The sequence below is a fragment of the Leucobacter tardus genome, from assembly GCF_017583045.1.
In the GTDB taxonomy this organism is placed as follows: Bacteria; Actinomycetota; Actinomycetes; order Actinomycetales; family Microbacteriaceae; genus Leucobacter; species Leucobacter tardus.
On record NZ_JAGFBF010000005.1, the window covers coordinates 723,708 to 736,135 of the forward strand.

Below are 12,428 nucleotides of genomic sequence, written 5' to 3' on the forward strand. Positions count from 1 at the left end.
CTCCCTCTCAGCCCGGCGCGTCCGGACTCCCGTGGATTGCCCCGTCAGTCTATCGCTTGCGTCCCGGCCACCGCCACACGCGGCGCCCCGAGCCCGGACCGCTCGAGTCCTCGGGATCGTCGATGAGATCGTCGACCGGCGCGGTCTCCTGCGCATCCGGGTCGACCGACTCGAACGCCGATGCGGCAGCCTCCGTGCCGACGTCGGTCGGGGTGTCGACGTCCGGCGAACGGTCCTCGGGTGCGTCCGTCCACTCCACCGTCGAGCCGTCCCACGAGTAGGCGGCGAGGATCGCCTCGGCTTCCGACTCGCTGACGCGCAGTTCGTCTTCGGTGACGTCGTCGAGGCGTTCGGGCAGCGCCGCCTCGGCGGGGGCCTGAGCCGGCTCGAGTGACCGCGCGTCGTCCGGGTTCGGCTTCGGGTTCGGCTCCGGAGTGGGCTCCACGGCGGGCACGATCTCGGCACCGGGATCGTCTCCGTCACCCGTCTCGATCGGGCCCGTCTCGTCGCGCCAGGTGTCGACGCGTCCGGTGTCGTCGGCGTCGTCGACGTCCCCGCGCGACCCCGCCGCTGCAGTCCCGAAACCGAGGAAGCCCCGGAGTCTCCCCGTCACTCCGGTCCGAGGTCCAGTCACCCCGCCGGCCGCGATCTGGTGCCGGCCGTCCTCATCCGGTGCACTCCGGTCGCGTTCCACCCGATCGAGTGCGATCAGTGTCTCGGAGCTCCACGAGCGAGCGTCGGTTGCGTCGGCGTGGTCGCGCGCGTCGATCGCGCGCTGATCCCCGCCGCGCACGAGCTCGACCAGCGTCCCGAGGCGCGCGGCATCCGCACGACCCGCGGCGATGCCGAGCAGCATGCCGACGCCGAGCTCCGCGGCCGCGATCCCGCCGGTGAGCCAGGGGGCAGGACCCGCCTGTGCCAGCCGATCCGGCCCCATCGCCCCGCTCGCGAGCACGGACAGCAGTACGACGGCGAGTCCGGCGAGAGTGGAGGCGAGCACGGGCACGACGATCGCGGCACCCCAGCCGGCACCGCGCAGCGTGCTGCGACGGGCGGCGGCGACGCCGATCACGAGACCGGCGATCACGATGATCGCCGGCGCCACGGGTGCGAAGCCGCCCCAGCTCGGCGGGATCGCACCCATGAGCGGCAGGGCTGGAATCGGACCGACGAGGGCGTCGAACGGCGAGACCGATGTGCCGACGCCCACCGCGAATCCGGTCCCGACGAACCAGGACATCGACCAGATCAGCGCGATCGGGAGGAACGCGAGCTGCACGATGAAGAGCACGGAGGCGCCGAGCGGGTCGAGCTGCAGGTTCTGCGAAAGCGCGGTGATATCGACGTACCCGATGATCAGCGAGACGGTGAATCCGGCCGCGGCGATCCCGGCGAGGGCGGCGAGCGCACCGAGCGCGAGCCGCAGCACCTCCTGCGTGCGCAACGGCAGCGTCGACGCCAGCAGCGGCGATGCCCGGGTCACCAGTCGCTGCACGCCTCTGACGCTCCGCGTGAACCAGTCCTGCTGGGAGACCGCCGCGTGCACCACGAACGGGATCAGCATGCTCACGGCGTAGATCAGTCCGAGGGTGAGCAGGGCGCGCCACTCCGGCTCGGGCAGCATGGGGGCGACGAACGGCAGACACGCGAAGCCCACCGCCGTGTACCCGATGCCGCCGCCGAGCACACCGGCGGCCCCCGTGCCCCCTCGCGACGCGAACCGCCAGCCGGCGCGCATCGCGAGCAGCACGGTCACGAGCGACAGACCGAGGGGCGCCAGCGAGATCGGGAAGGCGAACGCCTCTCCCGGAAGGCCGAGGCCGAGCGCCGCCTCCGCCGTCACCGACACCTGCAGCGGCACGCCATGGGCGAGGAACCAGACGGAGGCGATGCCCCCGACCAGCTCCGCCGGAGTCGCATCGAGACCGAAGGTGATGATCCACATGAGCACCGCGGGCACTCCGATGACCACCAGCCCGGCGAGTGCGACGGCACCCGCTTCGATCGCCGCGATCACGGCCGTCAGTGTGGCTCTCATCGCCTGGAAGTGTATCGTCTGCGCCTGCGGGGCGCCCGGCTCCGCGCCGAGCGGGCGGAACCCCGCGGGCGCGGACGACCGTCAGGTGTTGGAGGCCGGCGGCGTGTCCTCGACATCCTCGAGACGCTTGCGCTCCGCCTTCTCCTCCGCGTCCTGACGCGCGGCTTCGGTGGTCACCACCGTGATCTCGGTGGTGACCAGGCTGAAGTGGCCGCTGTCGTGCCGATCCACGCCCTCTGCGACGGACTGCTCGAGCAGTTCTCGCGCCACCCGGCCCTGGAGCACGAGCGGATCGCGACTGAGGTCCTTCCAGATGCCGATGCAGAGCAGCAGCATCACGAGGACGAACGGAAGCGCGGAGACGATGGTGATGTTCTTCAGCCCGTTGAGCGCCGCAGCCGGATCGGATCCTCCGGCGAGCAGCATGACGGCCGCCACGGCACCCGTGGAGACGCCCCAGAAGATCACCGCCTTCTTCGACGGCTCCTCAGCGCCGTTCTCGCTGAGCGCCCCCATCACGATCGACGCGGAGTCGGCTCCGGTGACGAAGAAGATCGCGATGAGCACGACCGTGACGACCATGAGCACGACCGCCACCCACTCGGGCACGGGCAGACTGCCCAGCATGTCGAAGAGGATGAGGTCGAAGTTGATGTCGGGCGCGCCGTCGACGATGTTGGCCAGCGCCTGCCCCATGTCTCCCGAGCGCTCCGCGCGCTCCTGGATGCCGATCGCCCCGCCGCCGAAGATCGAGAACCAGAGCAGGGTCACCGCGGACGGGACGAGCAGCACGCCGGTGACGAACTGGCGGATGCTCCGGCCGCGCGAAATGCGCGCGATGAAGAGTCCGACGAACGGGGTCCACGAGACCCACCACGCCCAGTAGAAGACCGTCCACGATGACAACCAGCTCGCGAGCGCATCGTCGCCCGTCGCAGCGGTGCGCGACGCCATCTGCGGCAGATCGCCGATGAACGAGCCGACGGCGTTGGGAATCACATTCAGAATGAAGAGGGTCGGGCCGCCGATGAAGACGATGAGTGCGAGGACCACGGCGAGCACCATGTTGATGTTCGAGAGCCACTGGATGCCGCGTTCGATCCCCGAGACCGCTGACGCGACGAACATGGCGGTGAGCACGGCGATGATGACGACGAGGGTCACGGATCCGACCTGATCCATGATGCCGGTGGATTGGATGCCGCCGCCGATCTGCAGGGCCCCGAGGCCCAGCGAGCACGCCGACCCGAACAGGGTGGCGATGATGGCGAGGATGTTGATGACGCGGCCGCCCCACCCGTTGACGATGCGCTCGCCGAAGATCGGCGTGAACATCGACGAGAACAGCTGCGACCGGCCCAGCCGGAAGCTGCCGTACGCCATGCCGAGACCGACGATCGCGTACATCGCCCAGGGAAAGAGCGTCCAGTGGAAGAGCGTCGTGCCCATGGCCGTGCTGAGCGCGGCGTCGGTCTGCCCCTCCACCGTGCCCGGCGGAGGCGACATGTAGAAGAAGAGCGGCTCACCGACCCCGTAGAACACCAGGCCGATGCCCATGCCGGTCGCGAACATCATCGAGATCCACGAGACGGTCTTGAACTGGGGCTTCTCCCCGTCCTTGCCGAGCGGGATCCGTCCGAACCGCCCCGCGGCCACCACGAGCACGAACACCGTGAAGACGGATGCGGCGATGACGAACAGCCATCCGGTGTTGGTGATCACCCAGTCGAGCGCGGCACCCGCGGTGTCGCCGAGACCTTCGGGCGAGGCGAAGCCCCAGATGATGAACGCCACCGCGAGCGCCCCCGCGAGCCCGAACACCCAGTAGTCGGTGCCCGACGACCTGGTCTTCGGAATCTGCTGCAATCGTGCGGTGCGGAGCTTCCCGACCAGCTCCTGGATCGAATCGTCGTTCTGCTTCATGGCATGTACTCCTCTTCGGACGACGCGCCGTCGAGACGGGCATCGGCGCGTGCTCGGTTCATCGTCGAACCGGGGGTGCACTCGCGCTGATATATCTTACGCATGACGCGGAAGAGCGCCACCCAGGGAGTCCGCAGTCTCTCCGCAGAGTACGTTGCAGAGATTCCGCAGGAGCAGTGCTGATCTCGACTACAGGACCATGCGCACGGCGCTGTCAAAGTGCTGCACGTGTTCGGCGGCGAGTCGCTCGGCCCGCGATTCGTCGCCGTCGAGGATCGCCTGCATGAGTGCGACGTGCTCCGTGATGTGCTCGCGCATCGGCGGCAGGCGATCCATCATGAGGCACCAGAGTCGCGTCACGAGACTGTCGAGTCGCACGAGCATCTCCTCGAGGTGCGGGCTCTCGGACGCCCGGTTGATGAGCCGGTGCACCTGCACGTCGAACTCCATGAGGTGCCGCGTGTTCTCATCGTCACCGAGCGATTCGATCCGGTCGAGCGCCTCCGCCAGTGCCGCCGCGACGGAGCCTCCGCCGTTGGCGGCGGCGCGGCGAGCGGCGAGCGGCACGAGCGCACCTCGGATCTCGGAGATCGTCGACAGCTCCGTCAGATCGACGTTCGTCGCGAAGGTGCCCCGCCGCGGGAAGGTGACGACGAGGTGATCGGCTTCGAGGCGCTTGATCGCCTCGCGCAGCGGCGTGCGACCGACTTCGATCTCCTGCGCGAGCACCGACTCGACGATGGGCCCGCCGGGTTCGATATCGAGCAGGATCAGCCGATCCCTCAGCAACCGGTACGCGCGCTCGGCGAGCGACTCGTTCACCTGCTCGTCGATCGAAGTGATCATCTCGTGCTCTTTCCGCATACTCGTCATGAATGTCGCCGGATGGCGCTTGCGCCTCGCATACCTGAGACCTAGTATAGATACGCGGCTGATATATCAGTTGCTGATGATGAGAGATTCCCTCGACTCCCCGCGAGACGAGCGATCGAACGGAGCGCAACGTGGCATTCCCTCCCCCGGTGGCAACGCAGTCCCTCACGCGGACCCTCGCCGACCTCGACCCCGAGGTGGCGTCTCGCATCGACCTCGAACTCGCGCGGCAGCGCGACGGTCTCGAGATGATCGCGTCCGAGAACCATACGGCCCAGGCCGTCATGGAAGCACAGGGATCGGTGCTCACGAACAAGTACGCCGAGGGGTACCCCGGTCGCCGGTACTACGGCGGCTGCGAGCACGTCGACGTCATCGAGCAGCTCGCGATCGACCGCCTGACCGCGCTGTTCGGGGCCGAGTACGCGAACGTCCAGCCCCACTCCGGCGCCCAGGCCAACGCCGCCGTCATGCACGCGCTCATCCGGCCGGGCGATACGATCCTCGGCCTCAACCTCGCGCACGGCGGTCACCTCACGCACGGGATGAAGATCAATTTCTCGGGCAGGCTCTACCAGGTCGCCGCGTACGGCGTCGACGAGGAGACGCTGACGATCGACATGGACGAGGTCGAGCGACTCGCCCACGAGCACCGTCCGCAACTCATCGTGGCCGGCTGGTCGGCCTACCCCCGTCAGCTCGACTTCGCACGGTTCCGAGCGATCGCCGACGCCGTCGGGGCGTACCTCATGGTCGACATGGCGCACTTCGCCGGCCTCGTCGCCACCGGGCTGCACCCGAGTCCCGTGCCCCACGCGCACGTCGTCACCTCGACGACCCACAAGACGCTCGCCGGGCCGCGCGGCGGCATCATCCTCTCGAACGACGCCGACATCGCGAAGCGCATCAACTCCGCCGTCTTCCCCGGACAGCAGGGGGGTCCGCTCGAGCACGTCATCGCCGGCAAGGCCGTCGCATTCGGCATCGCCGCGAGCCCCGAATTCCGTGAACGGCAGGAGCGCACGCTCGCCGGAGCCAAGATCCTCGCGGAGCGGCTCTCCCAACCCGACGTCGCCGAACGCGGCATCCGGGTCCTCTCCGGAGGCACCGACGTGCATCTCGTCCTCGTCGATCTCCGCGAAAGCAGCCTGAACGGCCAGGAGGGCGAAGACCTGCTCGCGGCCATCGACATCACCGTCAACCGCAACGCGGTCCCGTTCGATCCGCGCCCCCCGATGGTGACATCGGGTCTCCGCATCGGCACGCCAGCCCTCGCGACCCGAGGGTTCAGCACCGAGGCGTTCACCGAGGTGGCCGACATCATCGCCGAGACGCTCATCGTCGGCGCCGGCGACACCGGTGCAGACGCCGCGACTCTCGATGCGCTGCGCGAGCGGGTGCAGTCCCTCGCGCAGGCGCATCCCCTCTACCCGAACCTCTCCACCGACGAGAACGGAGCCTGATCGTGGCCGACCTCCTCCCCGAGCACCCGGACTTCCTGTGGCGGAACCCCGATCCGAAGCCCACCTACGACGTCATCATCGTCGGCGGCGGCGGTCACGGTCTCGCGACGGCGTACTACCTCGCCAAGCAGCACGGCATCACGAACGTGGCGATCCTCGAGCGCGGTTGGCTCGCCGGCGGCAACATGGCCCGCAACACCACCATCATCCGCTCGAACTACCTGTGGGACGAGTCGGCAGGCATGTACGAGCAGTCGATGAAGCTGTGGGAACAGCTTCCCGAGGAGCTCGAGTACGACTTCCTCTTCTCGCAGCGCGGAGTGATGAACATCGCCCACACGATGCAGGACGTGCGCGAGTCGCGCCGTCGCGTCAACGCGAACGTGCTCAACGGCGTCGACGCCGAGTACCTCGACCCTCAACAGGTGAAGGAGGTCTGCCCGATCATCAACATCGAGGACGACATCCGCTACCCCGTCATGGGTGCGACCTACCAGCCGCGTGCCGGCATCGCGAAGCACGATCATGTCGCCTGGGCGTTCGCCCGCAAGTGCGATGAGATGGGCGTCGACATCATTCAGAACTGCGAGGTCACCGGGTTCGTCAAGGAGGGCAACCGTGTGGTCGGCGTCGAAACCTCCCGGGGCCGGATCGGCGCGAGCAAGGTCGCACTGGCGGCCGCAGGGCACTCCTCGGTGCTCGCCGACCTCGCCGGCTTCCGCCTCCCGATCCAGTCGCACCCCCTCCAGGCGCTGGTCTCGGAGCTCTTCGAACCCGTCCACCCGACGGTCGTGATGTCGAACCACGTGCACGTCTACGTGTCGCAGGCCCACAAGGGCGAACTCGTCATGGGCGCCGGAATCGACCCGTACGTCGGCTACGGCCAACGAGGCGGGTTCCACGTCATCGAAGAGCAGATGGCCGCCGCGGTGGAGCTCTTCCCGATCTTCTCCCGCGCCCACCTGCTGCGCACCTGGGGCGGCATCGTCGATACGACGTTCGACGCCTCGCCGATCGTGTCGAAGACCCCGATCGACCAGCTGTACGTGAACTGCGGCTGGGGCACCGGAGGATTCAAGGGCACGCCGGGAGCGGGGCTCACGTTCGCGCACACCATCGCGCACGACGAGCCGCATCCGCTGAACGCTCCGTTCGCCCTCGACCGGTTCGAAACCGGCCACCTCATCGACGAGCACGGCGCCGCGGCCGTCGCCCACTGACCCGAGACGAAAGGCACGCTCATGCTGCTCATCGACTGCCCGAACTGCGGTCCCCGTGACGAGGTGGAGTACCACTACGGCGGCCAGGCGCACGTCGCCTATCCCGAGAATCCCGACGCGCTCACCGACCGCGAGTGGGCGGAGTACCTCTTCTACCGCGCGAACCCGAAGGGGGCGTTCGCCGAGCGCTGGCAGCACTCGGCCGGTTGCCGCAAGTGGTTCAACGCCGTTCGCGACACCGTGACCTACGAGTTCCTCGCCGTCTACCCCATGGGTCAGCAGACCCCCGACATCGAAGGGAGCGCACGATGACCGCCTCGCGCCTGTCGCCCGCCCACTCCCCCGGTCACGGCATCGACCGTGACGACGCATTCACCTTCACCCTCGACGGCGTCGAGGTCCACGGCTTCGACGGCGATACGGTCGCGAGCGCATCGATCGCCGACGATCGCATCGCCTGCGGACCCTCGCTGTACCTCGCTCGTGCGCGCGGCATTCTGACCGCGGGCGTCGAAGAGCCCAATGCGCTGCTGCACGTGTCGTCGCAGCAGAGCGGCCAGCCGGCAGAGTCCATGCTCCCGGCGACCACGATCCACGCCTGCGACGGACTCGAGGCGAGGTGGCTGCAGGGTCTCGGCCGCCTCGATCCGGCAGGCGACGGCGCCGTGTACGACCACCGTCACGTGCACACCGACGTCCTCGTCGTCGGCGCCGGACCCTCCGGCCTCGCCGCGGCCCGCGAAGCGGCGAAGACCGGCGCCCGGGTGCTGCTCATGGATGAGCAGCCGCTTCCCGGCGGCAGCCTTCTCTCATCACGTCCCGGCAGTGAAGACGGCGAGATCGACGAGCAGGACTCCGTCTCATGGGCGAGCGCCACGATCGACCGGCTCGACGGGTACGAGGAGTTCACCTACCTGCCCCGCACGACGGCGATCGGCAGCTACGACAGCAACTACGTCATCGCCGTCGAGCGCCGCACGGCGCACCTCCCAGCGGCGGAGCGCGAGCGCCTCGCGGCGTCGGGCGTCTCGCGCCAGCGCGTGTGGCACGTGCGCGCGCAGCGGGTCGTGCTCGCGACCGGATCGCACGAGCGCCCCATCGTCTTCGCGAACAACGACCGCCCGGGCATCATGCTCGCCGGTGCCGTGCGCACCTACCTGAACCGCTACGCCGTCGCCGCCGGATCCCGCGTGGTCGTCGCGACGACGAACGACGCCGCCTATGCGCTCGTCGAAGACCTCATCGACTCCGAACTGCAGGTCGCGGCGGTCGTCGATTCGCGGCGGGAAGCGTCGCCGCGCGCCGCAGCCGTGCTGGCTCGGACGGGCGTCCGCGGCATCTTCGGCTCCGCCGTCGTCGACACGGCTTCGGCCTCGGACTCCGTGCTGTTCGACACCGCGGCGGAGACCGACGGTCGCGTCTCGGCCGTCACCGTCTCCGCACTCGACGCCGACGGACGCCCCGCGGGCGAGCACGAGGAGCTCTACACCGACCTGCTCGCGGTCTCGGGCGGGTACTCCCCCGTGCTGCATCTGCACACGAACCGTCAGGGTCGCGTGCGGTGGGATGCGCACCTCGCAGCCTTCGTTCCCGAGGCGCCCGTGCAGCATCAGGCCGTCGTGGGGTCGGCGAACGGCGCGACGAGTCTCGCCGCGTCGCTGCGCGAGGGCGCTGAAGCGGGTCACCTCGCGGCACGCGAACTCGGGTATACCGCTCCGCTCGTCGTTCCGGCCGGGCCCGATGCGACTCCCGACGCAGCGGTCCGTCCGCTCTGGGTGGTCCCGGCGCGCGGCGCGTCGCTCGAAGCCGCTGCGGCCGACGAGTGGCGCACCCATTTCGTCGATCTGCAGCGCGACCAGACGGTCGCCGATGTGCTCCGCGCGACGGGTGCCGGCATGCGCTCCCCCGAGCACATCAAGCGCTACACCTCGATCTCGACGGCCAACGATCAGGGCAAGACCTCCGGCGTCAACGCCATGGGTGTCATCGCCGCGGTCCTCAACTCGCAGGATCCCGATGCGGTCGGCACCACGAAGAACCGTCCGCCCTACACACCGGTGCCGTTCGTGGCACTCGCCGGTCGGCGGCGCGGCGAGCTCTTCGATCCGGCGCGGGTGACGAACATCCAGCCCTGGCATGTCGCGCACGGTGCGCTCTTCGAAGACGTCGGACAGTGGAAGCGACCGTGGTACTACCCGCAGGACGGCGAGGACATGGACGCCGCGGTGCTGCGAGAGTGCGCCGCCGTCCGCGACTCCGTGGGGTTCCAGGACACGTCGACGCTCGGCAAGATCGAGATTCGCGGCGCCGACTCCCCCGAGTTCTTGAATCGGATCTACACGAACGGCTTCGCGAAGCTCAAGGTCGGTCAGGGCAGGTACGGTCTCATGTGCACGCCCGACGGCATGCTCTTCGACGACGGCGTCACCATGCGCTTCGCCGAGGACCACTACTTCATGACCACCACCACGGGCGGCGCCGCGAAGGTGCTCGACTGGCTCGAGGAGTGGCACCAGACCGAGTGGCCCGAGCTCGACGTCTGCTTCACCTCGGTGACCGAGCAGTACAACGTCGTCGCGGTCGCCGGCCCGCAGTCCCGTGCGGTGATCGCGCGGATCGCGCCGGAGATCGATGTCGCCAACGACGCCTTCCCGTTCATGGCCTATCGGGAGACGGCGCTCGTGAACGGCGTGCCGGCGCGCATCGCCCGCGTCTCCTTCTCCGGGGAGCTCGCCTTCGAGGTCTACGTCGACAACTTCTACGGACTGTCCACGTGGGAGCTCATCGCGGAGGCCGGCGCCGAGTACGGCATCACGCCGTACGGCACCGAGACGATGCACGTGCTCCGTGCGGAGAAGGGACTCGTCATCATCGGCCAGGACACCGATGGCACCGTCACCCCGCACGACGCCGGTATGGAGTGGGCGGTCTCGAAGCTCAAGGACTTCGTCGGCAAGCGCTCCTTCGCACGCGACGACAACCTGCGCGCGAACCGCAAGCACCTGGTCGGCGTCGTCCCGGTCGACCGCAGGACGCGCCTCGATGAGGGCGCACAGCTCATCGCCTCGGGAACGCCGGTGACCCCGGAGGACGGTCCGGTCCCGATGATCGGTCACGTCACGTCGTCCTACCTATCGGCCGCGCTCGGACATCCTTTCGGGCTCGCGCTGATCGAGAACGGACGCGGACGTGCCGGCGAGATCGTGCAGTCCCCGAAGGACGGCCGTCTGATCGATGTCCAGATCACCCCCCAGATTCTGTTCGACCCCGAAGGGAGCCGTCGCGATGGCTAACACCACCCACCTCGATCAGCTGCGCCGCTCTCCCGCGGCCGGCCTCACCGATGAGATGGCGGCCGCCGAAGTTCCCGGCGTCGTCGCGGTGCGCGAGATCGCCTTCGCACCGCAGCTCGGCGTCCGCGCCGTTCCGGGTTCCCCCTCGGCCGAACGCATCGAACGCGCGCTCGGCGTCGCGCTGCCGACCTGGTCGGGACAGACTACGGGCGACGCCGACGGGGCCCACTGCATCTGGTTGTCGCCCGACGAGTTCCTGGTGGTCAATGCGTCGCGCAAGCAAGTTCCCGGCGAGGCCGACGCCGCGGCTGCGGCGATCGAAGGACTGCCGGGACAGGTGATCGATCTCTCCGGAAACCGGACCATCATCGAGTTGAGCGGCAGCGAAGCCCGCGCGGTGCTGGAGAAAGGCTGTCACGTCGACCTGCATCCCCGCGCCTTCCAGGTGGGGCACGCCGTGCAGACGCTGCTCGGCACGATCCCGGTGATCATTCACCGCTCGGCTCGCGACACGTATCGTATCCTGCCGCGATCATCGTTCGCGGAGTACACGGTGCTCTGGCTGATCGACGGCATGCGCGAGTTCCGGGCGGCCGGATTCGCCACGCGCGGCCTCGGCGGCGCGTAAGCGCACGTCGGGACGCGTCCGGGTCGCTCCCCTCGAGCGCCCGGACCTCCCCTTTCTCTCACGACCTCATTTGCAAGGAAGCATCATGACCGCGAAGAACGAGTTCATCCTGACCTTCTCGTGCGCGCAGCGCACCGGCATCGTCCACGCGCTGACCGGCGCCCTCGTCCATCACGACGGCGACATCATCGAGCTCAAGCAGTTCGACGATCCGGTGACGCAGCGCTTCTTCTTCCGCGCGCACTTCGCGCTCCCCACGGCGGAAGCCGACCACGTGTCGGCGCTCAAGGCCGAACTCGACGAGCTGGGCGAGACCTACGGGGCGGAGTGGGACGTGCGACCGATCGATGCCCGCCCCCGCGTGCTCATCATGGTCTCGAAGTTCGAGCACTGCCTGAACGACCTGCTCTACCGGGAGCGGACCGGCGAGCTCCCCGCCGAGATCGCCGCCGTGGTCTCCAACCACCCCGACCACCGCCAGCTGGTCGAGTGGCACGGGATCCCCTTCTACCACGTGCCGATCACCGCTGAGACGAAGCCGCAGGCCGAAGAGAAGCTGCTCGACATCGTCGACCGGTTCGAGATCGACCTCGTCGTGCTCGCCCGGTACATGCAGATTCTGTCCGACGATCTCTCGCGCGAACTCACCGGCCGGGCGATCAACATCCACCACTCGTTCCTGCCCTCCTTCAAGGGCGCGAAGCCATACCACCAGGCGTACGAGCGCGGCGTGAAGACCATCGGCGCCACCGCGCACTACGTGAACCACGAACTGGATGAGGGCCCGATCATCGCCCAGCAGGTGCAGCCGGTCGACCACACCTCGAGTCCCGAAGATCTGGTCGCCGCCGGACGCGACACCGAGTCCAAGGCACTCGCCGAGGCCGTGAAGTGGCACTGCGAATCCCGCGTCTTCCTGAACGGCGGACGCACGGTCGTGCTCCGCTGATCCCACCCGGCTGCCACCCACAGCCACCTCTCCCCCTCCCT

General features: G+C 68.6%; 9 protein-coding genes. 6 read left to right on the plus strand and 3 right to left on the minus strand.

What is annotated here, in order from left to right; all coding sequences use genetic code 11:
• Positions 1-49: 49 nt before the first annotated feature.
• The 3 genes from J4H85_RS10330 to J4H85_RS10340 all read right to left on the minus strand — a co-directional run bounded on the left by J4H85_RS10330 (position 50) and on the right by J4H85_RS10340 (position 4,807).
• Positions 50-2,038 carry a cell division protein PerM gene (locus J4H85_RS10330; protein ID WP_208239332.1) on the minus strand — a complete coding sequence of 663 codons (1,989 nt, stop codon included), beginning with the start codon at positions 2,036-2,038 and terminating at the stop codon, positions 50-52.
• Positions 2,039-2,119: 81 nt separating this feature from the next.
• Positions 2,120-3,961, minus strand: a complete 1,842-nt coding sequence (locus J4H85_RS10335) for a BCCT family transporter (RefSeq protein WP_208239333.1) — start codon at positions 3,959-3,961, stop codon at positions 2,120-2,122.
• 189 nt (positions 3,962-4,150) lie between these two features.
• A complete protein-coding gene (locus J4H85_RS10340) occupies positions 4,151-4,807 on the minus strand; it encodes a GntR family transcriptional regulator (RefSeq protein WP_243893609.1) in 657 nt (218 codons plus the stop codon).
• Between the two features lie 176 nt (positions 4,808-4,983).
• On the opposite strand from J4H85_RS10340, the gene glyA reads away from it, so the two are divergent.
• From glyA to purU, 6 genes are all read left to right on the plus strand, one after another.
• Positions 4,984-6,297, plus strand: coding sequence for a serine hydroxymethyltransferase (gene glyA / locus J4H85_RS10345; protein WP_208239334.1), 1,314 nt, complete (start codon positions 4,984-4,986; stop codon positions 6,295-6,297).
• Positions 6,298-6,299: 2 nt separating this feature from the next.
• Complete coding sequence (locus J4H85_RS10350; protein WP_208239335.1) at positions 6,300-7,517, plus strand: sarcosine oxidase subunit beta family protein; 1,218 nt, start codon at positions 6,300-6,302, stop codon at positions 7,515-7,517.
• 21 nt (positions 7,518-7,538) lie between these two features.
• Complete coding sequence (locus J4H85_RS10355; RefSeq protein WP_208239336.1) at positions 7,539-7,829, plus strand: sarcosine oxidase subunit delta; 291 nt, start codon at positions 7,539-7,541, stop codon at positions 7,827-7,829.
• Positions 7,826-10,810: a 2Fe-2S iron-sulfur cluster-binding protein gene (locus J4H85_RS10360; RefSeq protein ID WP_208239337.1), complete on the plus strand. Its 2,985-nt coding sequence runs from the start codon at positions 7,826-7,828 to the stop codon at positions 10,808-10,810. Before J4H85_RS10355 ends, J4H85_RS10360 begins: the two co-directional genes overlap by 4 nt.
• Entirely contained in the window at positions 10,803-11,438 is a 636-nt protein-coding gene (locus J4H85_RS10365; RefSeq protein WP_208239339.1) for a sarcosine oxidase subunit gamma, read from the plus strand. The genes J4H85_RS10360 and J4H85_RS10365 overlap by 8 nt, the downstream gene beginning before the upstream one ends.
• Positions 11,439-11,523: 85 nt before the next feature.
• The gene (purU, locus tag J4H85_RS10370) at positions 11,524-12,387 is read left to right on the plus strand and encodes a formyltetrahydrofolate deformylase (protein ID WP_208239340.1); all 864 of its coding nucleotides are present in this window, start codon (positions 11,524-11,526) and stop codon (positions 12,385-12,387) included.
• The last annotated feature ends 41 nt before the right edge of the window (positions 12,388-12,428 follow it).

Excerpts from the sequence above, each read along its gene's own strand:
- J4H85_RS10330 (WP_208239332.1), bottom strand. The coding sequence starts at position 2,038 with ATGAGAGCCACACTGACGGCCGTGATCGCGGCGATCGAAGCGGGTGCC.
- J4H85_RS10360 (WP_208239337.1), top strand. The coding sequence starts at position 7,826 with ATGACCGCCTCGCGCCTGTCGCCCGCCCACTCCCCCGGTCACGGCATC.
- J4H85_RS10355 (WP_208239336.1), top strand. The coding sequence starts at position 7,539 with ATGCTGCTCATCGACTGCCCGAACTGCGGTCCCCGTGACGAGGTGGAG.
- J4H85_RS10335 (WP_208239333.1), bottom strand. The coding sequence starts at position 3,961 with ATGAAGCAGAACGACGATTCGATCCAGGAGCTGGTCGGGAAGCTCCGC.
- J4H85_RS10365 (WP_208239339.1), top strand. The coding sequence starts at position 10,803 with ATGGCTAACACCACCCACCTCGATCAGCTGCGCCGCTCTCCCGCGGCC.
- purU (WP_208239340.1), top strand. The coding sequence starts at position 11,524 with ATGACCGCGAAGAACGAGTTCATCCTGACCTTCTCGTGCGCGCAGCGC.
- J4H85_RS10340 (WP_243893609.1), bottom strand. The coding sequence starts at position 4,807 with ATGATCACTTCGATCGACGAGCAGGTGAACGAGTCGCTCGCCGAGCGC.